This is a genomic window from Burkholderia sp. BE17 (assembly GCF_009362305.1).
GTDB lineage: Bacteria > Pseudomonadota > Gammaproteobacteria > Burkholderiales > Burkholderiaceae > Burkholderia > Burkholderia pyrrocinia_C.
Genome location: NZ_WHNU01000003.1, coordinates 220,342 through 246,145, shown reverse-complemented (window position 1 = coordinate 246,145; position 25,804 = coordinate 220,342). Strand labels below are relative to the sequence as shown.

26 protein-coding genes are annotated in these 25,804 nt (G+C 66.9%); 17 read left to right on the top strand and 9 right to left on the bottom strand.

Going from position 1 to position 25,804, the window contains the following annotated elements:
• The first annotated feature begins 111 nt into the window (after nt 1–111).
• The 6 genes from GD429_RS05140 to GD429_RS05115 all read left to right on the top strand — a co-directional run bounded on the left by GD429_RS05140 (nt 112) and on the right by GD429_RS05115 (nt 6,500).
• On the top strand, nt 112–1,035 hold the full coding sequence (locus GD429_RS05140; RefSeq protein ID WP_152855954.1) for an ABC transporter substrate-binding protein: 924 nt from the start codon (nt 112–114) through the stop codon (nt 1,033–1,035).
• On the top strand, nt 1,032–2,255 hold the full coding sequence (locus tag GD429_RS05135) for an ABC transporter permease (RefSeq protein WP_152855953.1): 1,224 nt from the start codon (nt 1,032–1,034) through the stop codon (nt 2,253–2,255). Before GD429_RS05140 ends, GD429_RS05135 begins: the two co-directional genes overlap by 4 nt.
• Nucleotides 2,252–3,190, top strand: a complete 939-nt coding sequence (locus GD429_RS05130) for an ABC transporter ATP-binding protein (protein WP_152855952.1) — start codon at nt 2,252–2,254, stop codon at nt 3,188–3,190. Before GD429_RS05135 ends, GD429_RS05130 begins: the two co-directional genes overlap by 4 nt.
• Nucleotides 3,187–3,945: an ABC transporter permease gene (locus tag GD429_RS05125; RefSeq protein ID WP_152855951.1), complete on the top strand. Its 759-nt coding sequence runs from the start codon at nt 3,187–3,189 to the stop codon at nt 3,943–3,945. Before GD429_RS05130 ends, GD429_RS05125 begins: the two co-directional genes overlap by 4 nt.
• 82 nt (nt 3,946–4,027) lie before the next feature.
• Nucleotides 4,028–5,053: a fatty acid desaturase gene (locus GD429_RS05120; protein WP_152855950.1), complete on the top strand. Its 1,026-nt coding sequence runs from the start codon at nt 4,028–4,030 to the stop codon at nt 5,051–5,053.
• Nucleotides 5,054–5,297: 244 nt separating this feature from the next.
• On the top strand, nt 5,298–6,500 hold the full coding sequence (locus GD429_RS05115; protein ID WP_152855949.1) for a benzoate/H(+) symporter BenE family transporter: 1,203 nt from the start codon (nt 5,298–5,300) through the stop codon (nt 6,498–6,500).
• Between the two features lie 43 nt (nt 6,501–6,543).
• On the opposite strand, the gene GD429_RS05110 is transcribed toward GD429_RS05115, so the two are convergent.
• Nucleotides 6,544–7,431, bottom strand: coding sequence for an NAD(P)H-binding protein (locus GD429_RS05110; protein WP_321574413.1), 888 nt, complete (start codon nt 7,429–7,431; stop codon nt 6,544–6,546).
• Here GD429_RS05110 and GD429_RS05105 point away from each other — a divergent pair.
• Nucleotides 7,370–7,768: a DUF1016 N-terminal domain-containing protein gene (locus tag GD429_RS05105; RefSeq protein WP_227791539.1), complete on the top strand. Its 399-nt coding sequence runs from the start codon at nt 7,370–7,372 to the stop codon at nt 7,766–7,768. The two genes, GD429_RS05110 and GD429_RS05105, sit on opposite strands and share 62 nt — an antisense overlap.
• On the opposite strand, the gene GD429_RS05100 is transcribed toward GD429_RS05105, so the two are convergent.
• Nucleotides 7,759–8,670, bottom strand: a complete 912-nt coding sequence (locus GD429_RS05100; RefSeq protein WP_152855947.1) for an AraC family transcriptional regulator — start codon at nt 8,668–8,670, stop codon at nt 7,759–7,761. The genes GD429_RS05105 and GD429_RS05100 overlap by 10 nt on opposite strands.
• A gap of 192 nt (nt 8,671–8,862) precedes the next feature.
• On the opposite strand from GD429_RS05100, the gene GD429_RS05095 reads away from it, so the two are divergent.
• Nucleotides 8,863–9,060 (top strand): hypothetical protein, encoded by a 198-nt coding sequence (locus GD429_RS05095; protein ID WP_152855946.1) that lies wholly within the window; start codon nt 8,863–8,865, stop codon nt 9,058–9,060.
• 22 nt (nt 9,061–9,082) lie between these two features.
• Here GD429_RS05095 and GD429_RS05090 read toward each other — a convergent pair whose 3' ends face one another.
• Nucleotides 9,083–10,036 (bottom strand): LysR family transcriptional regulator, encoded by a 954-nt coding sequence (locus tag GD429_RS05090; protein ID WP_128850964.1) that lies wholly within the window; start codon nt 10,034–10,036, stop codon nt 9,083–9,085.
• A gap of 99 nt (nt 10,037–10,135) precedes the next feature.
• Here GD429_RS05090 and GD429_RS05085 point away from each other — a divergent pair, with 99 nt between their 5' ends.
• The 4 genes from GD429_RS05085 to GD429_RS05065 all read left to right on the top strand — a co-directional run bounded on the left by GD429_RS05085 (nt 10,136) and on the right by GD429_RS05065 (nt 14,673).
• Complete coding sequence (locus tag GD429_RS05085; RefSeq protein ID WP_152855945.1) at nt 10,136–11,494, top strand: NAD(P)/FAD-dependent oxidoreductase; 1,359 nt, start codon at nt 10,136–10,138, stop codon at nt 11,492–11,494.
• A gap of 325 nt (nt 11,495–11,819) precedes the next feature.
• Complete coding sequence (locus tag GD429_RS05080; RefSeq protein ID WP_174416800.1) at nt 11,820–12,254, top strand: phosphatase; 435 nt, start codon at nt 11,820–11,822, stop codon at nt 12,252–12,254.
• Nucleotides 12,255–12,433: 179 nt separating this feature from the next.
• Entirely contained in the window at nt 12,434–14,053 is a 1,620-nt protein-coding gene (locus tag GD429_RS05075) for a histidine-type phosphatase (protein WP_152855944.1), read from the top strand.
• 311 nt (nt 14,054–14,364) lie between these two features.
• Nucleotides 14,365–14,673, top strand: coding sequence for a hypothetical protein (locus GD429_RS05065; protein WP_152856007.1), 309 nt, complete (start codon nt 14,365–14,367; stop codon nt 14,671–14,673).
• A gap of 35 nt (nt 14,674–14,708) precedes the next feature.
• On the opposite strand, the gene GD429_RS05060 is transcribed toward GD429_RS05065, so the two are convergent.
• A complete protein-coding gene (locus GD429_RS05060; RefSeq protein ID WP_152855943.1) occupies nt 14,709–15,005 on the bottom strand; it encodes a hypothetical protein in 297 nt (98 codons plus the stop codon).
• 285 nt (nt 15,006–15,290) lie between these two features.
• Nucleotides 15,291–15,500 carry a hypothetical protein gene (locus GD429_RS40295; protein WP_193727059.1) on the bottom strand — a complete coding sequence of 70 codons (210 nt, stop codon included), beginning with the start codon at nt 15,498–15,500 and terminating at the stop codon, nt 15,291–15,293.
• Here GD429_RS40295 and GD429_RS05055 point away from each other — a divergent pair.
• On the top strand, nt 15,457–17,055 hold the full coding sequence (locus tag GD429_RS05055) for an EAL domain-containing protein (protein WP_152855942.1): 1,599 nt from the start codon (nt 15,457–15,459) through the stop codon (nt 17,053–17,055). The genes GD429_RS40295 and GD429_RS05055 overlap by 44 nt on opposite strands.
• Before the next feature lie 48 nt (nt 17,056–17,103).
• Here the strand turns inward: GD429_RS05055 and kdgR are convergent, their stop codons facing one another.
• Genes kdgR through kduI form a run of 3 tightly spaced genes read right to left on the bottom strand, consistent with a single transcriptional unit; the run spans nt 17,104 to nt 19,692 of the window.
• On the bottom strand, nt 17,104–17,985 hold the full coding sequence (kdgR, locus tag GD429_RS05050) for a DNA-binding transcriptional regulator KdgR (RefSeq protein ID WP_152855941.1): 882 nt from the start codon (nt 17,983–17,985) through the stop codon (nt 17,104–17,106).
• Nucleotides 17,986–18,044: 59 nt separating this feature from the next.
• Complete coding sequence (gene kduD, locus GD429_RS05045) at nt 18,045–18,851, bottom strand: 2-dehydro-3-deoxy-D-gluconate 5-dehydrogenase KduD (RefSeq protein WP_152855940.1); 807 nt, start codon at nt 18,849–18,851, stop codon at nt 18,045–18,047.
• A 4-nt stretch (nt 18,852–18,855) separates the two neighbouring features.
• The gene (gene kduI, locus GD429_RS05040; RefSeq protein ID WP_152855939.1) at nt 18,856–19,692 is read right to left on the bottom strand and encodes a 5-dehydro-4-deoxy-D-glucuronate isomerase; all 837 of its coding nucleotides are present in this window, start codon (nt 19,690–19,692) and stop codon (nt 18,856–18,858) included.
• A gap of 280 nt (nt 19,693–19,972) precedes the next feature.
• Between kduI and kdgT the strand changes: the two genes are divergently transcribed.
• A complete protein-coding gene (kdgT, locus tag GD429_RS05035) occupies nt 19,973–20,992 on the top strand; it encodes a 2-keto-3-deoxygluconate transporter (protein ID WP_258284838.1) in 1,020 nt (339 codons plus the stop codon).
• Nucleotides 20,993–21,138: 146 nt separating this feature from the next.
• Here the strand turns inward: kdgT and GD429_RS05030 are convergent, their stop codons facing one another.
• Nucleotides 21,139–21,513, bottom strand: a complete 375-nt coding sequence (locus GD429_RS05030) for a nuclear transport factor 2 family protein (protein WP_152855938.1) — start codon at nt 21,511–21,513, stop codon at nt 21,139–21,141.
• Nucleotides 21,514–21,615: 102 nt separating this feature from the next.
• On the opposite strand from GD429_RS05030, the gene GD429_RS05025 reads away from it, so the two are divergent.
• The 3 genes from GD429_RS05025 to GD429_RS05015 all read left to right on the top strand — a co-directional run bounded on the left by GD429_RS05025 (nt 21,616) and on the right by GD429_RS05015 (nt 25,692).
• Nucleotides 21,616–22,596 carry a LysR family transcriptional regulator gene (locus GD429_RS05025; RefSeq protein ID WP_152855937.1) on the top strand — a complete coding sequence of 327 codons (981 nt, stop codon included), beginning with the start codon at nt 21,616–21,618 and terminating at the stop codon, nt 22,594–22,596.
• 183 nt (nt 22,597–22,779) lie between these two features.
• Nucleotides 22,780–25,158 carry a DNA polymerase II gene (locus GD429_RS05020; protein WP_152855936.1) on the top strand — a complete coding sequence of 793 codons (2,379 nt, stop codon included), beginning with the start codon at nt 22,780–22,782 and terminating at the stop codon, nt 25,156–25,158.
• Between the two features lie 210 nt (nt 25,159–25,368).
• The gene (locus GD429_RS05015; RefSeq protein WP_321574412.1) at nt 25,369–25,692 is read left to right on the top strand and encodes a DUF4148 domain-containing protein; all 324 of its coding nucleotides are present in this window, start codon (nt 25,369–25,371) and stop codon (nt 25,690–25,692) included.
• Nucleotides 25,693–25,804 lie beyond the last annotated feature (112 nt).

The following is a 25,804-nucleotide window of genomic DNA, read 5'->3' as shown; positions in this document are numbered from 1 at the left end:
GTGTGTCCGTCGCGTCACCCGCACGACGGGCACCCCGAAGCCGCGCGCACGACACGCGGCGCGGCGCGGCATTCGGCAAGCCTCGACAACACGCTGGAGCCCCGGTCCCCCATGACATTCCTCCGATCGATCCGCCGCCTCGGCGTCGCCACCTTCGCCGTGACCGCTTCGGCCGCCGTCTGCGCCGCGCCGTCGATCACGGTCGCATCGAAAATCGACACCGAAGGCAACCTGCTCGGCAACCTGATTTCCCAGGTGCTGAAGTCGCACGGCCTCGCCGTGACCGACAAGATCGGGCTCGGCACCACGCCGATCGTGCGCAAGGCGCTGACGACCGGCGAGATCGACATCTATCCGGAATACACCGGCAACACCGCGTTCTTCTTCAACAAGGCCGACGATCCGGTCTGGAAGGACGCCGCGAAAGGCTACGACACCGCGAAGCAGCTCGACTACGCGGCCAACCATCTCGTCTGGCTCACGCCCGCGCCGGCCAACAACACGTGGGGTGTCGCGGTGCTCGGCACGGTCGCGAAAGCGAACGGGCTGAAGACGTTCGACGACTTCGGCAAATGGGCCAGCGGCGGCGGCAAGGTGAAGCTCGCGGCGTCGGCCGAGTTCGTGAACAGCGCGTCCGCACTGCCGTCGTTCGAGAAGGCGTACGGCTTCAAGCTGAAGCAGGATCAGTTGCTCGTGCTGTCGGGCGGCGACACGGCCGCGACGATCAAGGCCGCCGCGAACCAGACCGACGGCGTGAACGCCGCGATGGTCTATGGCACCGACGGCGGCATCGCATCGTCCAGCCTCGTCGTGCTCGACGATGCCAAGCATGTGCAGCCCGTCTACGCGCCGGCGCCGGTGATCCGCGAAGCGGTGCTGAAAGCGCATCCGCAAATCGCCGACTACCTGAAGCCGGTGTTCGCGAGCCTCGACCTGAAGACGCTGCAAACGCTCAACAGCCGCATCCAGCTCAATGGCGAACCCGCGTCGGCCGTGGCCGCCGGCTATCTGAAGTCGAAGGGTTTCGTCAAATGATCGCCGGCGCGCACGCAGCGGCCGGCCAGCCGGCGGACACCGGTTCGAGCGCCGGCGCCGCGAACGTGCGCGCGCCACGCGTCGACCGCGTCGGCGTACTGATTGCCGGCACGATCGCGGCGGCGCTCGCGTTCGCGCCATTCGTCACGTTCCGCGCGAACCGGATCGTCGCCGGGCACGATCTCGCGCTGGCCGACATCTTCCCGCACTGGCAGGCCGTGACGCTGTACGCGGCCGGCGCGGCGAGCGCGCTGTTCGCGCTGCTGCGCGGCCGGCCGGCGCCGCGTTTCGCGGCAGGCGCAGTGCTGCTGCTCGGCCTCGGCGCGCTCGTCGGCCATGTGCCGGCCCATCTCGTCACCGACGACAATCCGCTCGCGCGCGTGTCGCCTGCGGCCGGCGCGTGGCTGCTGTTCTTCGCGTACGCGGCGCTCGTCGTCGATGCGTCCGCACGGCTCGCGCTCGGCCCGGTCAGACGCCTCGCCGCGCTGGCCGCCGCCTTCGCCGTGCTCGCCGCGCTGCTGCACGCCGGGTGGTGGGACGGTCTCTCGGTCATGCAGGAATACGCGGCGCGCGCCGACACGTTCTGGCAGGAAGCGGGCCTGCACGCCGCGCTCGTCGGCGGCTCGGTCGCCGCGGCGAGCGCGGCCGGCGTGCCGCTCGGCGTCGCGTGCGCGCGCTCGGCCGCGCTGCGCGGCGTGCTGCTGCCTGCTCTCAATATCGTGCAGACGATCCCGAGCATCGCGATGTACGGGCTGCTGATGGTGCCGCTCGGGCTGCTCGCCGCGCACGTGCCGCTCGCGGCCGCGCTCGGCGTACGCGGGATCGGCGCAGCGCCGGCCGCGCTCGCACTGTTCCTGTATTCGCTTCTGCCGATCGCCTCGAGCGTCGTGGTCGGCCTGCGTCAGATTCCGTCTCAGGCCGTCGAGGCCGCGGCCGCGATGGGCATGACGCGCGCGCAGCGGCTGTTCCAGGTCGAGCTGCCGCTCGCGCTCCCGGTGATCCTGAGCGGCGTGCGGATCGTGCTCGTGCAGAACATCGGCCTCGCAGCAGTCGCCGCGCTGATCGGCGGCGGCGGCTTCGGCACCTTCATCTTCCAGGGCATCGGACAGTCGGCGACCGACCTCGTGCTGCTCGGCGCGATCCCGACGATCGTGCTGGCGCTCGCCGCCGCCGTCGTGTTCGACGCCGCTACAGCACTCGCAAAGGGACGCCGCGCATGATCGACATCGAACACGTCAGCCGCCGCTTCGGCGAACAGACCGCCGTCGACAACGTCACGCTGTCGATTCGCCGCGGCACGATCGCCGCGCTCGTCGGCGCGTCGGGCAGCGGCAAGTCGACACTGCTGCGCATGATCAACCGGCTGATCGCGCCGACCAGCGGCACGATCCGCATCGACGGCGTCGATACCGCAATTCTCCCTCCGGAACAACTGCGGCGCGGCATCGGTTATGCGATCCAGGGGCACGGCCTGTTCCCGCACTGGAGCGTCGCGCGCAACATCGCGACCGTGCCGCGCCTGCTCGGCTGGCCGGCCGATCGCATCGACGCGCGCGTACGCGAACTGCTCGCCCTGTTCGAGCTCGATCCGGCCGTCTATGCGGGCAAGCTGCCGCACGAACTGTCGGGCGGCCAGCAACAGCGCGTCGGCGTCGCGCGCGCGCTCGCGGCCGAGCCCGGCATCCTGCTGATGGACGAGCCGTTCGGCGCGCTCGACCCGATCATCCGCAGCAAGGCGCAGGACGACCTGCTCGCGCTGCAACGCCGGCTCGGCATCACGATCGTCTTCGTCACGCACGACATGGAAGAAGCGCTGAAGCTCGGCGATACGATCGTCGTGATGGATCGCGGCCGCGTACTGCAGGCGGCATCGCCCGCCGACATCCTCGCGCGGCCCGCGCCCGGTTTCGTCGAACAGCTCGTCGCGGGCGACGACCGGCCGCTGCGGCTGCTCGCGCTGACCCGCATCGACGAGGCCGTCGAGCCCGGCGCGGCCGACGGTGCGCCGCTGTCCGGTGCCGCATCGCTGCGCGACGCGATCGCCGAGCTGCTGTGGCGCGGCGTCGACGCGCTGCCGGTCGCCGGCGCGGATGGCGTCGTGCGCGGCCGGATCTCACTGCCCGCGATCGTCGCGCGTGCGAGGCAGCCGCGATGAGGGCCGCCGCGTTCGCTTCCGGCGCCGCGCGCGCCGCCGTGCTCGCCGCGCTGCTCGTGCTGCTGTTGCGCAGCGAATGGCTCGCGCCGCTGTTCGCGCCGTTCGCCGACAACGGTGCGCCGGCGCTCTACGACCGGTCGAGCCTGCTCGACCTGACGCTCGCCCATCTCTCGATCGTCGCGGTGTCCAGTGCCGTCGGCGCGATCGTCGCGCTGGCCGCCGGCATTTTCGTCACGCGGCCGGCAGGCGCGGACTTCCTGCCGATCGCGCGCAGCATCGTCAACATCGGCCAGACCTTCCCGCCCGTCGCGGTGCTCGCGCTCGCGGTGCCGGCCGTCGGCTTCGGCGTGAAGCCGGTGCTGATCGCGCTCGTGCTGTACGGGCTGCTGCCCGTGTTCGAAAGCACGATCGCCGGGTTGCGCGACATTCCCGCCGCGACGCTCGACGCCGCGCGCGGAATGGGCATGAGCGCGCGCCAGCAACTGTTCGCGGTCGAGTTGCCGCTCGCGTTCCCGGTGATCCTGAACGGCATCCGGCTCGCAGTCGTGATCAATCTCGGCACCGCGACGATCGGCTCGACGGTCGCCGCAAAAGGACTCGGCGACGTGATCATCGCGGGCCTGCAGACGTCGAACACGGCGTTCGTGCTGCAGGGCGGGATCGTCGTCGCGTTGCTCGCGGTGGCGGTGTACGACGTGCTCGGCCAGGCCGGCCGCGCATTCGCGCCGGCCGCCGCGCGGCTCGCGCCGGATTGAGCGGCGCTCGCCTCCGTTTTCCGTTTTTGCTCGTCGTTGTCCCGGCCGGCGCACCGCGTCCGGCTCGCTCCATCACAAAACCATGGCCGAATACTTCGACGTCGACCACGCGCGCGCGATTGCCGCACTCGACGCACGCTTCACCGCCCGCACCGAATGGCCGACCTGGCTGCTGATCGTCGCGATCTACGGCGGCTGGCTCGCGGTGCTGCTGCTCGTGCGTGCGCAGCACCTGTCGCTCGCGGCCGCGACGCCGCCGTTGATCCTGCTCGGCGCGTGGCACCTGTCGCTGCAGCATGAACTGCTGCACGGCCATCCGACGCGTTCCGCGTTCGTGAACAAGGTGCTCGGTTATCCGCCGCTGACGGTCTGGTATCCGTACACGCTGTATCGCGACACGCACCTCGACCATCATCGCGACGAAGACCTGACCGTACCCGGCGTCGATCCCGAAACGAACTACGTGTCGCGCGCCCGCTGGGCGGCGCTGCCGCGCTGGCGTCGCGCGCTGACGGTCGCGCGCAAGACGTTCGTCGGGCGGATCGTCGTCGGGCCGCCGCTGGGCGTCGCCGCGATGTTCGCCGATGCGTTCGCCGCGTTACGGCGCGGCGACTTCCGCTATTTGCCGATGTGGGCGACGCACGTTGCATGCGTGGTTGCGCTGCTCGCGTGGCTGCAATGGGCGATCGGCGTGCCGTGGTGGTATTACCTGCTCGCAGTCACGTGGCCCGCGCTGTCGCTCGCGATGATCCGCTCGCTGTACGAGCACCGCGCCGCGCCGCATCCGAAGGCGCGCATCGCGATCAACGAAGCCGGCTTCGCGATGCGGCTGCTGTACCTGAACAACAACTACCACCTCGTCCATCACGACTTGCCGAAGCTGCCGTGGTACGACTTGCCGCGCGCGTACCGGATGCGTCGCGACGCGTATGCGGAGAAATGCGGCGGCTTCGTGATCCGCGGCGGATATCGCGAGTTGCTGGCGCGCCATACGTGGACGCCGACCGATGCGCCCGTGCATCCGTTCGACCAGGGCACGGCGTCGCTGTCGACGGGGGGCGGGGTGAAGGTGGCGGTGGTCGACGGGGTTCTGCAGATCAGTACGTGACGTTCGACGGAGCCGCGCGTCGTCGTGAAGCCGCCCGATTCGACGATGCAGGCGCAAGGCCGCACGCATTGCCGATCCGCTCGCGTCGGCGCGGATTTCTTACGAAATGCCGACAAGACGGAGATACGTCGGCGAATTGCCAATCGCGTAGGCAATGCCCAGAATGGCGGGTCATCCGGGGTTCCCCAAACAAGCCATTCACCCCGGCTCCGCCCCTGGCTGGGCGCCCCACCCTCCGACGACGATGCAACCGAACACTCCGTCCGGCGCGATCCGCGCGATCGGCAACGACTGGTCCGTTTCCGCGATCACCGCGGGCTTTCTCGCGGTGCTGATTTCCTACGCGGGCCCGCTCGCGATCTTCTTCCAGGCTGCGCAGGCGGCTCACGCGTCCAATGCGATGGTGTCGTCGTGGGTCTGGGCGATCTCGATCGGCGCGGGCGTATCGGGCCTGCTCGCGAGCTGGAAGCTGAAGGTGCCGGTCATCACCGCGTGGTCGGCGCCCGGCACCGCGCTGCTCGTCGGCCTGTTTCCGCAACTGACGCTCAACCAGGCCGTCGGCGCGTACATCACGGCCGCGCTGATCATCCTGCCGATCGGCGTGACCGGCTATTTCGACCGGCTCGTGCGCCACATTCCGCGCGGCATCGCGTGCGGGATGATGGCCGGCATCCTGCTGCCGTTCGGCACGCACGCATTTGCCGCCGCATCCGACCAGCCGGCGCTCGCATTCGGGATGATCGCGGCTTACGTGATCTTCAAGCGCCTGCTGCCGCGCTACAGCATCGTGCTCGTGCTGCTCACAGGCGCCGCGCTTGCGACGCTGCTCGGGATGACGCATCTCGGCAACGTGTCGCCGAGCATCGCGCAGCCGATCTTCATCGCGCCCGAATGGACGCTCGGCACGACGCTCAGCCTCGCGCTGCCGCTCGTCGTCGTCAGCCTCACCGGCCAGTTCCTGCCGGGGATGACGATCCTGCGCGTTTCCGGCTATCACACGCCCGCGCGCCCGATCATCACCGCGACTAGCGTGGTGTCGCTCGTCGTCGCATGCTTCGGCGGGATCACGATCGTCGTCGCGGCGATCACCGCGGCGCTCTGCACGGGCAAGGACGCGCACGAGGATCCGGACCGGCGGTACATCGCCGGGCTCGCGAACGGCGCGTTCTACCTGATCGGCGGGCTTTTCGCGGGCACGATCGTCACGGTGTTCTTCGCGTTGCCGAAGGCGTTCGTCGCGATCCTCGCAGGGCTTGCACTGATCGGTGCGATCGGCGCGAACGTGCACGGGATCTTCGAGGACGAGAATCACCGCGAAGCATCGGTGATCACGTTCCTCGCAACCGCATCGGGGATGACGTGGCTCGGGCTCGGCTCGGCGTTCTGGGGGATCGTGATCGGGTCGCTTTCGTATGCGGTGCTGAACAAGGTGCGGCGGCAAGCGTGATGCACGTTGTGCCCGTCGTGCGCACCGCTCGCCGCCGCTTCGATCACCGCGCGTGCTGGCGCACCAGTTGCGCGAGCGCATCCACCAGCGTCGTCGTGCCGTAAAGCCGCTCCGACACGCCCGCCTCGACGTCGATCTGCCCGGCGTTGTGCACTTCGTACAGATCGACGATCAGTTGCGCATGCCGTTCGCTGAGGCCCGCACGCAGCAGCGTCGCATTCCACGTATCGCGCGGCAGTTCATGCGCGACGATCGCGCGGCCGGCCGCCGCACCGAGCGTATCCGCGATCGCCGCTACACTCACTCGCCGCGGCCCTTCGACGCTGACGATGCGCGGCCCGTTGCCGCCTTCGGGCGCATCGAGCAGCAGCCGCGCCGCGACGACGCCCACATCGGGCGCCCAGACCGTCGGAAATACCTTGGACACCGGATGATGAAAACTCGGCAGCACACCGGTGCCGAGCGCGACCGGCAGGACCCGTGCCCAGTTCTGCAGATGCTCGGCCGAGCGCAGCAGCGTCAGCTGCGTCGGGATCGTCTTGAGCCGTTCCTCGAAGCGATGAAAGAGACGCGTGATGCCCGTATTGCCGTCGCGCTCCGCGCCGTAATCCGACAGCGCGAGCAGCGCCGGCGGCGGATTCGCGGCGAGCGCGGCGGTCGCGACGTCGATCGTCCGCTCCATCGTCGCGGCCGGATCGGGGTCGGCGGCAGGCACCGGGCACAGCATCTGCACGGCCTGCGCGCCGTCGAGCGCCGACGCGACCGCTTGCTCGTCCGTCAGCGCCGCGATCGCCACGTCGCAGCCGAGCTGCGCGAAACGTTCACGATGGCGTGCGTCGTGCAGCACCGCGCGCACGGGATGGCCTGCATTGCGCAAGGTTGTTACGGTCGACAAACCGACGTTGCCTGATGCGCCGAAGATCACGAACACGATCCGCTCCTGGGGGGATGATGGTGTGGTGATTGTCGGCATGCGCGCGCATGGCGGCGCGCACGGAGGGATGATTCGGACAGGAAAGGATGACGGATTAGGGGGCAAGGCCATCGAGCGGTTGGCGCTCGCCCTCGAGACCACCTTTCCGGGTATGAAGGGATCTTCCCGCGCCGACCTGATGTCCATGCGCGCTTTCGCCGACGCCTGGCCGGACGCGGCAATCGTCCAACAGGCAGTTGGACAATTGCCCCGGGGCCATAACCCGGTGTTGCCGGTCAAGCTGGAGCATCCAGAACAACACCTTGCCTACGCCCAACGGCTTCGTTATGCCTGACTTCCGTCGCCGTCGTAAGCCAGCCGCAGCCCGCCTCCCGCCCCCGCTCTCGCAATCTCCATCGGCGTCGCGCCGAGCACACGATTCATCCAGTTCGCCATGTGGCTCTGGTGCGCGAAACCGGCTTCGAGCGCGATCTGGCTGATGCTGAGCCGGCCTTCGAGCAGCAGCGCCTTCGCGCGCTCGACGCGGCGCCGCACGACGTACTGGTGCACGGGCATCCCGAGCGTTTCGCGGAACAGCACCTTGAAATGCGGCACGCTGATCGATACGAGCGCCGCGAGTTCGGCAAGCGTCAGGCGCCGGTCGAGGTTCGCTTCGACATAGTCGATCACGCGCGCTGCCGCCTTCGGCGCGAGCGTACGCCGGCGCTCGCGGAACGCCGGCTGGCTGTCGACCAGCCGTGCGACGAGCGCCGTGCACAGGCTTTCCGCATAGAGCGGGTCCGACGCGTCTTCCGCTTCGAGTTCGGCGGCCATCGCCCACGCGATGTGCTGCATGCGCGGGTCGCGCACCTGCAGCCGCCGGCGAATCTGCGCCTGCGACGGCTTCAGTTCGAGGTGCTCGAAGGTCCGCCGCACGAACGTGTCGCTGAGCATGATGTGCAGGATCCGGCAGTCGGCGCTGTCGGTCCACTGGCCGGGCAGGCCGGCCGGAATCACGTCGACGTCGCCATGCGCCTGGATGCGCGACACGCGCTCGCCGTCGCACACGCAGTCCGCACGAACGGGCCCGCCGATATGCACGCCGATGCGGTGATGGTCGGCCGCCGGAATCCGGTACGTGCCGGCGCGAATGTCGAGCAGCGCCGCGCCGAAACCCCGCCAGCCGAGCCCGCGACTGGAACGCAGGCTGACCGGCACGCCGTTGTCCGGCGGCGCGGCGAGAATCGGATCGCTCATGGCTTGGCTCCACCAGATCGTGTGTCGAACGCGCATTGTGACGCGTTTTCGGGCGGCGTGCCGGGCCTGCGGAGGCCGTATCCGGGCTGATGGAAAAAGATCATCCGTTTCTGCTCAAGCCGATCCTTACGTGAGCGCCGGCGGGCACCCCGCCGCTTACGATCGCCCCATCCGACACCTACGGAGACCGTCATGCCCCATTACTGCCAGCAATGCGCGGCATTCATCGCCCGCTCGCCGTCCCGCGCCGCCCGCCTTTCGTCCCGCCCCGACGCCCGCAACGACCGGATCACCGTCGCCGCGTGGTGCCTGCGCATCGTCGGCTGGTATCGGCTCGAACGGCTGCTCGCGTCGATTCCCGACAGCAACGACGACTTCGGGCTCCTCTAACCGCCCGGCCGACGTCATCCACCTACTTGCGCCGCCGCTCGTGCGGCGCCGCCGTCGCGCCGTCGATCACCGGCGCGCCCTGCTTGATCAGGAAGTCGCGAAACAGCCCCGTCACCTGCGAGATCCGCCGGTCGGCGAGCGTGACCACATACCATTCGCGCTCGATCGGGTTGCCGGGGAACGGCAGCTGCCCGAGCAGCCCCGTGCGCAGTTCGAGTGCACACGCGTGCAACGACAGGAACGCGATGCCGAGCCCCGCTTCGGCCATCTGCTTGATCGCCTCGTTGCTCGACAATTCGGACCCCACATGGAAGCGGTAGCCGGCCGTCTTGAACAGGCTCTCGACGGTCGAGCGCGTGCCCGCGCCGCGTTCGCGCACGAGCAGGTGCGCGGATTCGAGATCCTTCAGCGCGACGCGCTTGCGCTGCATCAGCGGATGGCCGGGCGCCGCGACGAACACCATCGGATGCTTCGCGAACTCGACCGCGTGCGTGCGCAGTTCCTTCGGCGCGCTGCCCATCACCGCGAGATCGATTTCATGCGTCGCGAGCATGCGGATGATGTCGTCGCGGTTGCCGACCTTGAAATACGTCTTCACGTGCGGGCGCGTCGCGGTGAATTTGACGAGCAGCGGCGGGATCAGGTATTCGGCCGTCGTGATCGCGCCGATCCGCAGCGTGCCGCCGAGATCGCCCGTCAGCGCGGCCACTTCGTCACCGGCTTCGCTCCACAGATGCAGGATCTCGCGCGCATAACGCGACACGATCTCTCCGGCCGCGGTCAGCTGCACGCCACGCCCCACTCGCTGTAGCAACGCGGCGCCCACGGCCTCCTCGAGCAGGCGAACCTGCAGCGACACGGCCGGCTGCGTCAGGTTCAGCTCCTCGGCCGCGCGCGACACGCTGCCGAGCCGCGCAATCATGTCCAGCGCCTTCAGCTGCCGGAACGTCGCGGTCTTTCCTATAAGTGAATACATATGAGTCGCTTATAAACATTAAATTGTTCGACTGGGTTCGAAACTATATCGTCGGTTCTTGAGCAATGTCATCCGAATCGTCATCAGTGGGAGCCCAACATGGACAACATCACGCCCAACCTTGCAACGGACCGCGCGCCGCGCATGCCGCGCATCGTGATCGTCGGCGGCGGCGCCGGCGGCCTGCAGCTCGCCACGCGTCTCGGCGATACGGTCGGACGCCGCGGGCAGGCCGAAGTCGTGCTCGTCGACCGCTACCCGACGCACTTCTGGAAGCCGCTGCTGCACGAAGCCGCGTCGGGCCATCGCGACCCGGCATCCCACACGATCGAATACGCGGCGCAGGCCAAGCGCCACGGCTTCCGCTTCGTGCAGGGCGCGCTGCAGCAGGTCGACCGCGCCGCACGCACGGCGACGATCGCGGCCGTGCAGGACGCGGACGGCACGGAAATCCTGCCGCAGCGCGAGCTCGGTTATGACGATCTCGTGCTGGCGGTCGGCAGCGTGACGAACTTCTTCAACGTGCCGGGCGCGGCACGCCATGCGCTGCCGCTCGAAAACCTCGACCAGGCCGAGGATTTCCGCCGCAAGTTTCTCGCGGCCTGCACGAAGGCGAATCATCAGGCCGAGCAGCATCCGGCGAAGCGCGCGGCGCCGATCTGCATCAACGTGATCGGTGCGGGCGCGACGGGCGTGGAGCTGGCCGCCGCGCTGCGGCACGCGATCCAGCAACTGACGACGTACCGCTTCAAGGCGCTGGTGTCGGCGCGCGACGTACACATCCGGCTGATCGAAGGCGGCGCGCGCATCCTGCCGGCGCTCGACGCGCGGCTGTCCGCGAAGATGCATGCGCAGCTTCGCACGCTGAACGTCGACGTGATGACCGATACGCGCGTGGCGGAAGTGAGCGCGGATGCCGTGACGACCGCGACGGGCGAACGGCTCGCGAGCGACATCACGATCTGGGCGGCCGGCGTCGCGGGCCCCGCGATCCTGCGGGAGATCGGCGACATCGCCCTCAATCGTGCGAACCAGGTGATCGTGACCGACACACTGCAGACGCCCGACGATCCGCACGTGTATGCGTTCGGCGATTGCGCCGCGTGCCCGTCTGCCGGTGCGAGCGGCTTCCTGCCGCCGCGCGCGCAGGTCGCGCACCAGCAGGCCGTGTATCTGGTCCACGCATTCGCGCGCCGCGTCGCCGGCAAGCCGGTGGCCGGCTTCACGTTCCGCGATGCGGGCACCGTCGTGTCGCTCGGGCACGCCGGTGCCGTGTACCAGGCCGACCTCGGCGTGCGTTCGCGCTCGCTGATCGTCGACGGGCTCGCCGCGATCGGCCTGTACAAGTTCCTGTACCGCAAGCACCTGTTCAGCGTGTACGGCGTGAAGCGCGCGCTGTTCCAGTCGCTGAGCCACTGGCTGCAAAGCCGCAACCAGCCGTCGATCAAGCTGCACTGATCGACTGCCGACACGCAGCGTCGCAAGACGGCGTATCGGGCGCGCATCGCCCCGATACGCCGTTTTTTCATATGCATATGACCGATGCATACGCAACGTGCGCGAGTTTGGTGCATCGCATTGAAGGCCGTCGATACGATGCACATCGCGCAGAAAACATTGCGCGACACGCATCCCGCGCCCACGCTGGCTCGCAACCCGATTCATTAGTCGAATCGTATGAGTCTGATAAAAATATTAATTGGTCGCGTTTTCCGGATCGACGCTAAGGTGTGTGGCATTCCCGTCGGCGAACGGATCATCACGTTTCTGAAGAGGAATCACCGTGGTTATCGAAGCCATCGTCACACGTCTCGACGCTGCATTCGCGCAGATCGAAGCAACCCCGGATTCGCACGAAGCGCGCCATCAGCGCGACGCGATCATCCAGTGGCTCGACCGCGCGTCGGAAGAAGGATATCGACTCGGTCTCGTCACGACGCTGCCGGCCGCACGGCTCAGCGACATGTTCGAAGGCCAGTTCGGCCGCGCGAACCTCGACCGCTTCTCGGTCGTCGTCACGGACTCAAATCAGCAGGACTCCGGATCAAACCGGCATCCGTTCGACGTTGCGCTTCAAGCGCTCGGCGTGCCGCGCGAACGTGCGGTGGCGATTGCGAGCAGCGAACCGGAGCGCCGCGAAGCCGAGCATTTCGGCCTGTCGCGCTGCGTGAACATCACCGATACGGTGCGCTCGATCGCATCGGCCGGCCTGCACTGAACGCCGGCACGCTGGCCGGCGGCGGCCGGCCAGCCTCGATCGGGCCGCATTCCGACGAATGCCCGACCGAATCCTGACATTCTGCTGTCAAAGTCGCTTGCAACACTTCCGGGCTTGACCCATCTCTCCCGGAGGCGGGACGACGCGATACCGCATCGCCCCGCCCGTTGCACGCCACGATGACACACCCGACCCACACCGCCGCCGCCCTCACGATCGCCTGCCTGCTGCTTGCCGCCTGCGGCGGGGAAACCTCGACGCCGCCCGCCACGTCGGCCGACAACAGCGGCTCGACGCCCGCACCGCAGCCGCAACCTCAGCCGACACCGGCTCCCGCGACCTACTACCAGACGAAGACGCCGTACCGCCCGCAGCAGGACGCCTCGACGTACGAAGCGCCGCCTGCGGGTTACGCACCCGTCTATGCGGAACTCGTCGCGCGCCACGGCTCGCGCGGGCTGTCGGGCTTCAAGTACGACGGCGCAATCTACGCGATGCTGGTCAAGGCCGAGGCCGACGGTGCGCTGACCGCGCTCGGCGCACAGCTCAAGGCCGATACGTACGCGATGATGAAGGCCAATGCGCTGCTCGGTTACGGCGTGCCTGGCATCTCGACGCCCGGATACGGCAACCTCACGCAAACCGGCATCCGCGAGCATCAGCAGCTCGCCGCGCGGCTCGCACAGCGGCTGCCCGCACTGTTCTCGGCGGGCAACCGGCAGGTCGTCGTCGTCAACTCGGGCCAGGATCGCGCGGTCGACAGCTCGACATATTTCTCCGCGGCGCTCGTCGCCGCGCAGCCAGCGCTGGCCTCGGCGATCACGCTGCCGGCCGCGCCGTCCGGCTATCCGGCGAACGCACCGGCCGCACAGCCGGCCGGCACCAACCGCTTCCTGCTGTATTTCCATTCGCTGAAGCCGGCCACCGATCTCGTGACCGATACGAGCGATCCGTACTACGCGACCTATCAGGCGAGCCAAACCTACCAGGCCTACGCGAACGACGCGACGGTGGCCGCGAAGCTGAAGGCGATCAAGGCCGCACCGCGGGCGGCCGACGTCGCGCAAACGGTGCTGTCCGCGCTCGTGTTGCCGGCCTTCATCGCGAAGCTAGGCACCGACGGCTACACGTTCGCGAACACCGGAACCTATGCGTTCACGTCGGCGGACGGCAAGTTCACCAACACGCTGAAGGGCGACGGCAAGACGAAGATCGCGACGGCCGTCGATGCGGTGAACGTGCTGTACAACCTGCTGCAGGTCGCGCCCGCGATGACGGCGGAAACCGGCGGCGTCACGATGGAGAAATACATCGGCGCGGAGCAGGCGCAGTATCTGGCCTATCTGCAGGATGCCGAGGACTACTACCAGAAGGGGCCCGGCATCCAGGAAGCGAACCCCGTCACGTACCGGATGGCGAAAGTGCTACAGGACGACTTCTTCGGCGAAGTCGATGCGATCGCGCGCGGCGACCTGACTCGCGCCGCGAAGCTGCGCTTCACGCATGCGGAGATCGTGATTCCGTTCGCGTCGATCATGAACCTGAAGAACGTGTTCGTGCCGACGCCGCAGGCGCAGACCTACACGTATGCGAACAACCCGTGGCGCGGCGACCAGGTGTCGCCGATGGCCGCGAACATGCAGTGGGATGTCTATCGCAACGGGTCGCGGCTCATCGTGAAGATGCTGTACAACGAGCGCGAGACGGATTTCCAGGCCGCGTGCGACGGCGCGAAGATCGCGCCGGCTAGCCACTTCTATGACTACGCGGGATTGAAGCGGTGTTACGGGTATCAGTGATGTGACGCGCGGTGCGGATCACGCAAACCGCGCGCCCGGATGCCCTCCGGCAACCTGCGGCTCGAGCAGCATCACCTCGATCCGCTCCTTGTTCTTCCCGGTGTTCCTGCGTTTGAGCGTCCGCATGCCGATTTCGCCGGCCGACGCCGGATGCGTGGTGCCGCATGCCATCGTCGCAAAACCGTCAACAGCCGGGAGAATCCGCCACCGCAATGGCGCAACCGGCGCGGGCGGATGAGCGGATGAGTCGCCACGGCATCAACGAACTCGCGACCGCCCGCGCGGTCGAACCTGCATCGCCGGAGATTCCCATGAAACGCGTTGCCGCTTTCGCTGTACTGACCCTGCTTGCCGCCGCCAGCTTGCCGGCAGCCGCCGGCGCACCGTCATCCGGCGCCGACGCGCCGGTTCCAGTTCAAGCACATGCGAAAAATTGCGTCCCGTCGCGGGACGCCACACATGACGTCCGCTCCCCGTCAAAGGCGCCGCCGATCCGCGTGTGCGTCGGCGATTCCGATACGCAACTGAACCTGCCGTGGTTCCTGACCGATGTGCTCAACGCGGTCGACACGCACCAGTCGCCCGGCGACCTGCTTCACAAGATGCGCAACGATTTCTGAAGCGCGGCCGGTGCGACGCGCCGGCGCTGCATCGATCATTCGCCGGCAGACTGCTTCAGCACCTGCATGAACGTGCCCGCGATACCGGCCAACGCACCGGGGTCGGCAATGCGCTCCAGCAGCGACAGCAATTCCTGTCGTTCTCCTTTCGAAAGCAGTCCGTTTGCCCCGCTGATCGCGTCATGGCGCGGCGTGCCGCGCGACGCGAGTGCGCGGTCGAGCCCGTAGTTGCGGATCTGTCCGTTCACTGAAACCTGGATCCACAGCGAACCGCCGTCGGCCACGGCTGCGCCATCGGTCACGATGACCGTGGGCATGGATTCTTCTTCCATCGCGAAACTCCAGCATGACGTGCAACCGGACCGTGCAGCGGCCGCTCGCGCGCCAGCCGCGAATCGCCGAAAACGGTACCTTGCAAAAATATTTCCTGTCGAGATGCAATCACAAAACTGCACCAATTGTTAAATAACAATATTTCGCAATCTCGCGTCGCGCCTTATACTTGCCGCGCACCATCCTCGTGCCAAGAGAAGGTGTCTTTCATCCCGGCCGCACGACCCTGCGGCTGGGGTTTTTTTCGGTGTGCTACGTCTAAATACATGCGCAACATGCACATGTTATAAAGGCGAGCCTCCGGATGAATGGCCGATCGCGACGGTGCCGCCCATGACCGTCGCGACCGTTGAATCGATTGGCATCGCGATATCGGCGCACGCCGTATTGCAGAACCAGGCATGACGCATGCTCGCCGTTTGCGCATCGACCGGTTCGACTTGCCTCTCCATGCGAACAACACCAAAGGCAACCGCGGGAATGTCGGCGCTCACGCCAGGCTCGAAGCCAGTTTTCCAGCGCAGCGGCGCGTGGCCGCGGGTTGCCTTTTTCGTTGCGGTAATCGTTTGCGTACTCGTGCCCGGATTCGCGATGGTGCTCGCCGATCGCTACGCACGCGATGCCGTCACCGCGCATGAACGCGTCGTCGCGAACGACATCGTCGCATCGATGGACCGCATCCTGGATGGCGTTCAGCAGCGACACGCGGACGAGCTGACCGCGCTCGTCGGGCGGCGATGCTCGACGATCTTCCGGACGCTGGCCGAAGTGGGCACTCGCCTGCGCTACCTGCGTGCCGTCGGGTTGGTGAACCACGGCCGCGTCACGTGTTCGTCGGCGCTCGGCGCGATCGACGTGCCGCTCGACGCGTACACGCGCGAGCCGGAGCCGGGATCGACGATCGTCACGCTGCTGCGCCAGACGCCGTTTCAGCACGGCATTCCGGTGCTGTCCGTGTTTCGCGCCACCGCGCGCGGCGCGGGCGTCCTCTACCTGATCGAGGGCGACTACGTGGCCGACGCGCTCGCGCACAGCGCCCGATTCGGCGCGGAAACCGCCACGCTGTCGATCGCGGGTTCGGGCCGTCTCGACGAGCACGGGAGGTTCACGCCGGAATCGGAGCCGGGCCCCGCAGGCGGCAGTGCGATCGCATCGCAACGCTGGCCTTTCGCGGTGTCGGTCGCCGCGTCGACGCAATACGCGTCGCAGGTCCAGCGCCGCTATTGGCTGATCTGCATGACGATCGCGCTGCTCGCGGATGGCCTCGTGATAGCCGCCTACCTGCTGGCAATGGCGCCGCGGCGGCTGTTGCTGAAGGCCGTTCGCAATGCACTTAGGCGAAACGAGTTCCATGTCGTCTACCAGCCGATCGTCGATGTCCGGACGTGCAGGACGGTCGGCGTCGAGGCATTGCTGCGCTGGAACCATCCGAAATGGGGGCCAATCAGTCCGGCCTTGTTCGTCCCGCAGGTGGAATCGAGCACGATCCTGCCGAAGGTGACCGAATTCGTGCTGCGCACGGCCGTGTCCGAATTGACCGCGCTGACGCCGTCCGTGCCGCTGCGCATCGCCGTGAACGTCTCGCCAAGGGATCTCGAACGCGCGCGGTTCGTGTCCGTCGTCGACAAAGCAATCCGTTCGCTGCCGCCCGGCTTTACGCTGGTGCTCGAAGTCACCGAGCGCGTCCTGCTCGAGAAAAACGCACGGACCACCGCGATATTCCATGCACTCCGGTCGAAAGGCGTGAAGTTCGCGATCGACGATTTCGGCACCAATCACAGCAATCTCGACATGCTGTCGCGCTTTCCGTTCGACTACGTGAAGATCGATCGCCAGTTCATCGCCCGACTGAGCGATGGCGGCGCAGGGCTGATCGAGGGTATCGCCGCAGTCGCGCATTACTACGGCCTGAAGATCATCGCCGAAGGCGTGGAGACCGAAGCGCAGCATTGCGCGCTGGAGGCGATCGGGATTCAGTATGCGCAAGGCTACCTGTATCAGTGGCCGCAGCGGGCGGAGAACCTGAGGCGCGATTGCGCATGGGTTTAGCGGCGTCGCCGCCGAGGTGTGCGGCCATATCGCGCGCACCTCGAACGCTCAATCCCGCGCGACCGCCGCCGGCTCGATGCCGGCCGCTTCCGGGCGATACCCGAGCCGTTCCGAAATGGCTCGCCCGGCCTCCTTCAGCAATGCGATGTAATGCGCCTTCGTATCCGCGCCGCAGCGCATCGTCGGAAACGAAATCGACAGCCCCGCGATCACGCGGCCGAAACGATCGAACACGGGCACGGCGAGACACATCAGGCCGTCCTCCTGTTCTTCGTTGTCCTCGCCGTAGCCCTGCTGCCGCACGTGCGGCAGGATGCTCATCACCGCATCCGCCGACGACAGCGTCTTCGCGGTCGACTTCCTGAACTCGATGCCGGCCAGCACCGCACGCGCGTCGTCGGGCGACATCCACGCGAGCAGCACCTTGCCGATCGCCGTGCTGTAGAGCGGATTGCGCCGGCCGATCCGCGACTGCATGCGCAGCCCGTATTCGGCGTCGATCTTGTGGATGTAGATGATCGCGTCCTCGTCGAACGCGCCGAGGTGCACGGCTTCGCGCGTCAGTTGCCCGATGCGGCGCATCTCGAGATCGGCCTCGCGCACGAGGTCCACGCTCTCCAGCGCCTTGCTGCCGAGCTCGAACAGCCGGATCGTCAGCCGGTAACGGTCGGTCTCGCCTTCCTGCGCGACATAACCGAGCGTCTTGAGCGTCTGCAGGAAACGATGGACCGTCGTCTTCGACATGCCGAGCTGCTGCGACAGCTCGCTGATGCCGATCTCGCGGCGATCGCCGAGCGCCGCGAGGATCGTGAAGACCTTCCCGACGGCCGCGACCGAGTCGGCCTTCTCCACGGCACCGGCCGCCGACGGGTCGGCCTGCGGTGCCATGTTCGCCTGATCGCGCTTGCGCTGCCTGAGCGTTGCTGTCATGTCCGTGAATCCATGAGATGCGAAACGGGAGAGCATAACGCGTCCGCCGCGCGATACGGTCAGCGCGCGAGCCACCCGCCGTCGACCGCGAGCGTGTGGCCGTGCACGTAGTCCGACGCACGCGATGCGAGGAACACCGCCGCGCCCGCGAGATCGTCGGGCACGCCCCAGCGGCCGGCCGGGATGCGGCCGAGGATTTCGTCGCTGCGCCGAGCGTCCTCGCGCAGCTGCGCGGTGTTGTCGGTCTCCATGTAGCCGGGCGCGATCGCGTTCACGTTGATGCCGCGCGCCGCCCATTCGTTCGCGAGCAAGCGCGTAAGGCCGAGCACGCCGCTCTTCGACGCCGTGTACGACGGCACGCGAATGCCGCCCTGGAACGACAGCATCGACGCGATGTTCACGATCTTGCCGCCGCGCCCCTGCCGCACCATCTGCCGCGCAACCGCCTGCGACAGGAAGAACACGCTCTTCAGGTTCACGTCGACGACGGCGTCCCAGTCGGCCTCGGTGAAGTCGAGCGCATCGCAGCGGCGGATCATGCCCGCGTTGTTGACGAGGATGTCGACGTGACCGAACGCATCGACCGCACCGCCGACGATCCGCTCGACCGGCTCGAGCGTCGACAGGTCCGCGCGCACGTCGACGAAGCGCCGCCCGGCCGCTTCGACACGCGCCGACGTCGCATCCGGCGCCGAGCGATTCGCGCCGACGATGTCGCAGCCGGCCGACGCGAGCGCGACAGCCATCGCCGCGCCGAGCCCCGCGTTGCAACCGGTGACGATCGCGACCTTGCCGGTCAGGTCGAACAGGCCGGCGAGCGCGGAGCGCGCATCGGCGGAAGGGAGATCGGGGTTGTCGCGTTTCATGGTGTCAGCGCAGATCGGCGACGGCGATGTGGTCCATGTCCTTGAACACCTGGTTCTCGCCGACCATCCCCCAGATGAACGTGTACGCCTTCGTGCCGACGCCCGAGTGGATCGACCAGCTCGGCGAGATCACCGCCTGCTCGTTGTGCACGATCACGTGGCGCGTTTCCTGCGGTTCGCCGAGCATGTGGAACACGGCCGCATCGTCGGCGAGGTTGAAGTAGAAATACACCTCCATCCGGCGTTCGTGCGTATGGCACGGCATCGTGTTCCACAGGCTGCCCGGCTCGAGTTTCGTCATCCCCATCGACAACTGGCACGTGGGCAGCACGTCGGGCACGATGAACTTGTAGATCGTGCGGCGGTTGCTCGTCGATGCATCGCCGAGCGTCTCGGGCGACGCCTGCGCAAGCGTGACGGTGCGCGTCGGATAGGCGGTGTGCGCAGGCGCGCAGTTCACGTAGAACTTCGCGGGATGCGCGCGATCGTCGCTGCCGAACACGACGCCCTGCCCGCCTTGCCCGATGTAGATCGCCTCCTCGGTGCCCACCGCGTGACGCTGCCCGTCGACCTCGACCCAGCCGGGCCCGCCGATGTTGATCGCACCCAGTTCGCGCCGCTCCAGCAGATGGCTGACGCCCATCTCGGCGCCGAGCGATGCGGGCACCTCGACCGGCCGCGCGGCCGGCCACGCGCCGCCGACGATGATGCGGTCGATATGGCTGTAGGTGAGCGACAGCGCGTCCGGCGCGAACACGTTCTCCACCAGGAAATGCCGGCGCAGGCCGGCAGTGTCGAGCGTCTTCGCGTGTTCGCTGTGGATGCCTTGCCGCACTTCCATACCGGTTCTCCGCGGGGGATGGATACGCCTCCGACACCTGGGCGGCCGGTGGTCATACGATGAATTGAAGCACAGATTTTTCTGATTCGGAACGATGGACCGAATTTTTTGCATCGCTCCTTTTGGAAGTTAATCCCTTTTTTATCAGCAATTTATGAAGTTACGGGTATACGACTACCCGACAAAATCATAAAAACGGACCGACGTTCCGAATCATGTCCTATAGTCAGTCGGCAGACATCATTCGACAACAGGACGCATCGACGTCCACGGAGGAGACGTGAAGCTGAAACAGGCCATCGACCGCATTCCCGGCGGGCTCATGCTGGTCCCGATGCTGCTCGGCGCGTGCGTGCACACGTTCGCACCGAACGCCGGGAAGTATTTCGGCTCGTTTACCAACGGCCTGATCGCGGGCACGGTGCCGATCCTCGCCGTGTGGTTCTTCTGCATGGGCGCGACGATCAACCTGCGCGCGACGGGCGTCGTGCTGCGCAAATCGGGCACGCTGCTCGCGACCAAGATCGTGGTCGCGTGGCTCGCGACGCTGATCGCCGCGCGGTTCATCCCCGACGACGGCATCCGGACGGGCCTGTTCGCGGGCCTGTCGCTGCTCGCGATCACGACGTCGATGGACATGACCAACGGCGGCCTCTATGCGGCCGTGATGCAGCAGTACGGCAGCAAGGAGGAGGCCGGCGCGTTCGTGCTGATGTCGATCGAATCGGGGCCGCTCGTCAGCATGCTGATTCTCGGCGCGGCCGGCGTCGCGGTGTTCGAGACGCGGCTGTTCGTCGGCGCGGTGCTGCCGTTCCTGATCGGCTTCACGCTCGGCAACCTCGATGCCGACCTGCGCGAGCTGTTCGGGCGCTGCGTGCATCCGCTGATTCCGTTCTTCGGCTTCGCGCTCGGCAACGGCATCGATCTCAACGTGATCGCGAAAAGCGGGCTGCCGGGCATCGCGCTCGGGCTCGCGGTGATCGTCGTGACGGGTGTGCCGCTGATCCTCGCCGACAAATTCGTCGGCGGCGGCAACGGCACGGCCGGGCTCGCCGCGTCGTCGACGGCCGGCGCCGCGGTCGCGAACCCGGCGATCATCGGCGAGATGATTCCGAAGTTCAAACCGATGGTGCCGGCCGCGACCGCGATCGTCGCGACTGCTTGCCTCGTCACGGCGATTCTCGTGCCGATTCTGACGGCGATGTGGGCGCGGCGGGCGGCGCGGGGGTCAGGGGCGCCGATTATCGTTGCGGCGCGGGCGGGGCATGGCGCGCCGATCGAACATGAGGGACATGTTTGACGGGAACGGTTCGAGCCTGCCTTTCAGGCGCCCGCGTCGAGTCGATCAATGTTCGATGGCATGAAAACCCCGGGAATTCGACGAGTTTCCCGGGGTTTTGTTCGTTGGTGTTTGCGCGGACTCTGTCGCATCTGCAGCGCTGCGCTTCAGTCGAACGTACTCACGATGGCAGACGCCTTGTTTGCAATCAGCCAACTGCCTTCCACCTTGTGTATGGCGAAGTGATCGTTGAACAGTCTGTTTCCGATCCGCACCCGCACCGTGGCCGTTGAAAGGCTGTCCGAAATGTTCTCCATGGAGAGAATCGCCTCGTCTCTTGGTGCGCCGGTTGATCGGGGACTCGGCCTCCCGTTGATGAGCGCCGCATACTCCGACGATGACAGGGTGCGCAGCCGGCCTTCATCCAGCCACTGAATCAGGCAGCTCGGGTGAAAGACCTTGTTGAAGTCACGGCTCTCCGGCTCATAAGCCAAATTGAAGTAATCCTCGATCAAGGCGACGACGGCTTGGGTCTGGGTCATGATTGGCTTTCCTCGATAGTGAACGGCTCGTATAGTGAGCGATCGTCCTCGCCTCGGCTACGGCGGCCCGGTTATCGCTGCCATTACAGGAACACATGGATCATGGAAGACCTCGACGGAGGACTTGTAAGCGGCTTGCTTGTCCTTGCGGCCGTTGCCGAATCCGGGAGCTTTGGCCGTGCCGCATCTCGTCTGGGCAAGACCCAGCCCGCGGTAAGTCGCGCTATTCAGCGACTGGAGGACCGCCTGCACGCGAAGCTCGTGCATCGCACCAGCCGGCACGTCGAAGTGACGGACGCTGGCCATGAGCTGTTATCAAAGGTGCTGCCGTTGCTCCAGGGAATCGAAGAGGCGACCGCCGGCGCTTCCGACCGGACCTCGGTTGTCAGCGGAACGCTCCGTGTGGCGTGCGATGCCGTATTCGCCCGCCTCGTGCTGGCGCCGGAGCTGGCCCAGTTCATGAAGGACCACCCCGCGCTTCACCTGAAGCTGGAGACCAGGAACGACCTCTCGGACCTGGTCAGCGACGGATTCGATCTCGCCATACGATTCGGGATGCCATCCGTTTCCACTTTGGTCTGTCGCAGGCTATACAGTCCGCGGGTGCTGACTGTGGCCGCGCCCTCCTACCTGGAGCACCGCGGCCGGCCGAGGTCGCCGCACGATCTGGTCGATGATGGCCACGAATGCATCCTGGCCATCGATCCGGCTACCGGTCGGCCCTTCGACTGGGAGTTCTGGCGCGACAACGAGAAAGTGAAAGTGGCGGTAAACGGGAATCTGACCGTCACGGATGCGGGAACCAAAATTGGCGCCTGCCTTGCAGGCTTCGGGATCGCTCAGCTGATCGACCTCGGAATCGACGCGCACCTGCGTGCAGGCACGCTGGAGCCGATTCTGACGGACTGGCGCGACGAGACGTTCCCTCTTTATGTCTACTATCCCAGTAGAAATCACGTTCCGGCCAAGGTTAGAGCGTTCATCGACTTTGTCGTCGGCATGATGCCCGCGCTGCAGTCGAAGAGCGATGGCGCTTGCCGGCGGCCGTCATCGGCCGTGCTCGAAACGTTGCATCGCGAGTAGTCTCCTTCTTTCCGTTGCACGCCTGCCATCAACCGCTTTGATAAACCGGGACGCGAGTCGACACGCACAAGATCGCGCATCGCCCGACGGCTTCCTGCCACCTGTTGCCACGCTCGCCCGTCGGCACGACCGCGATTCAAGCGCTAAAATCCGCCGCCTGGGCATCCACGACGAGCAAGCGTTTTGACTGCGTTCGAGCAGGGTTTCATCCTCACCCGCCACTGGCGGGACACCGCGACCGGTATCGAGATCGAGTTCTGGCTGGCAACCGGGCACGGTCCGCGCCGCGTCCGGTTGCGCCCGCAGGAAGCCGTCGCATTCATTCCGGCCGAACAGCAGGCGCTCGCAGAACGCGCGCTGGCCGGCGAGCGCGATGCGGAACTGCGCCCGCTCGCGCTGCGCGATTTCAGCCGGCGCCCGGTCGTCGGCCTTTATTGCAAGCGCTATCGCCACCTGTCCGGGCTCCAGAAGCGCCTCGCGGCGGCCGGCGTCGACGTCTACGAAGCCGACGTGCAGCCGCCCGACCGCTACGCGATGGAACGCTTCATCACGGCGTGCGTGCAGTTTCGCGGCCTGCCCGGCCGCGACGGCACACTGACCGGCGGCGAACTGAAACCCGCGACCGGCTACCGCCCGGCGCTGCGCTGCGTGTCGCTCGACATCGAAACCAGCGTGCACGGCGAGCTGTATTCGATCGCGCTCGAAGGCTGCGGACAACGGCAGGTCTACATGCTCGGCCCGCCGAACGGCGATGCCGACACGAGCGCCATCGACTTCCGCCTCGACTACTGCGACAGCCGGCCCGCGATGCTCGCGCGGCTGAACGACTGGTTCGACGAACACGATCCCGATGCGGTGATCGGCTGGAACCTCGTGCAGTTCGACCTGCGCATCCTGCACACGCACGCGGAGCAATACGGCGTGCCGCTGAAGCTCGGGCGCGACGGCAGCGTGCTCGACTGGCGCGCGCACGGCCAGCAACCCGACCACTTCTTCGCGGGTGCGGCCGGCCGGCTGATCCTCGACGGCATCGACATGCTGAAATCCGCGACGTGGACGTTCCCGTCGTTCAGCCTCGAATACGTGTCGCAGGCGCTGCTCGGCGAAGGCAAGTCGATCGACAATCCGTACCAGCGGATGGACGAGATCCAGCGCCGCTTCGATCACGACAAGCCCGCACTCGCGCGCTACAACCTGAAGGACTGCGAGCTCGTCACGCGCATCTTCGACAAGGCCGACCTGCTGTCCTTCGCGCTCGAACGCGCGAGCGTCACCGGGCTCGCCGCCGATCGCACCGGCGGCTCGGTCGCGGCGTTCACGCACCTGTACCTGCCGCGCATGCACCGGCTCGGCTATGTCGCGCCGAACCTCGGTGACGTGACGGGACAAAACAGCCCCGGCGGCTTCGTGATGGATTCGCGCCCCGGGCTGTACGACTCGGTGCTCGTGTTCGACTACAAGAGCCTCTATCCGTCGATCATCCGCACGTTCCTGATCGATCCCGTCGGGCTGATCGAAGGGCTCGCGAACCCCGGCGACGACGCATCGGTGCCCGGTTTTCTCGGCGCGCGCTTCTCGCGCAACGCGCACTGCCTGCCCGATATCGTGCGCCGCGTATGGGAAGGCCGCGACGACGCGAAGCGCCAGCGCAACGCGCCGCTGTCGCAGGCGCTGAAGATCATCATGAATTCGTTCTACGGCGTGCTCGGCTCGACGGGCTGCCGCTTCTTCGACCCGCGCCTCGCGTCGTCGATCACGATGCGCGGCCACGAGATCATGCACCGCACGCGCGAGCTGATCGAAGCTCAGGGTTACGAAGTAATCTACGGCGATACCGATTCGACGTTCGTGTGGCTCGGTCGCGCGCACGACGACGACGAAGCCGGCGCCAAGGGCCGCGCGCTCGTCGAGCACGTGAACCGCTGGTGGCACGCGCACCTGCGCGACCGCTTCGGCCTCGAAAGCGCGCTGGAGCTTCAGTACGAGCGGCATTACCGCCGGTTCCTGATGCCGACCGTGCGCGGTGCGGAAGAAGGCAGCAAGAAGCGCTACGCGGGCCTGGCGGCGACGGCCGACGGAGGCGAGGACCTCGTCTTCAAGGGGCTCGAAACGGTGCGCACCGACTGGACGCCGCTCGCGCAGCAGTTCCAGCGCGAGCTGTACCGCCGCGTGTTCAGGCGCGAGCCGTACCAGGATTTCATTCGCGATTACGTGCAACGCACGCTCGCCGGCGAATTCGACGACCAGCTCGTTTACCGCAAGCGCGTACGCCGGCCGCTGCGCGAGTACGAGCGCAACGTGCCGCCGCATGTGCGCGCGGCGCGGATCGCCGACGAGTTCAACCAGGCGCAAGGCCGGCCGATGCAGTACCAGCGCGGCGGCTGGATCAGCTACGTGATGACGACGGCCGGCCCCGAGCCGCTCGAGACGATGCGCTCGCCGATCGACTACGCGTTCTACCTGAGCCGCCAGTTGCAGCCCGTCGCCGATGCGATCCTGCCGTTCCTGCGCGACGATTTCGAACGCGTGATTTCCGGGCAGGGGCAGTTGTTCGGCGACTGACGCAACGGCGCTGCGCACGCCACCGCAACCGCTCCTCCGCGTGACGTCGATCTTCGTCGTGTTGCGCACGCATCGCTCACTCTGACTCATTCAGGAACACAGTTGGTCAGGAATCGCCATTTATCCGGCCGGTCCGGGTTCCTAAACTTGTCTCGTCGGTTCAGCCAAGCGAATTGATGCCGAACCGCAACGAAATCGTCTGAGGAAACCGTGAAATCCATCATCGTCACCATCGCCGCTGTCGCCGCTACCGCCACCGCCCTTCTCGCCGCACCGGCCGCGTCGTACGCGCAGTCGTCGCACTCGACGCTCACGCGCGCGCAAGTACGCCAGGAACTGCTCGACCTCGAATCGGTCGGCTACGAGCCGATCGCCGGCGACGGCGACAACTATCCGGGCGACATCGTCGCCGCGCAGGAACGCCTGGCCGCCAAGCGCCTCGCCGAACGCAAGAGCGCGGAAGCCGCCTACGGGGCGAACGGCGCACCGGGCACGGATTCGGGCGCGCCGGCGGTTGCGCCGGTAAGGCAATAACGCGCTGCCGGTCGTTTCCGGGGAGCAGGCCCTTCCGGGCCGCCCGCGACCGAGACCTCCATGGCGCATGGCGTTGCTCGCTGTCACCCGGACGGCCAGGCACCCGATACGA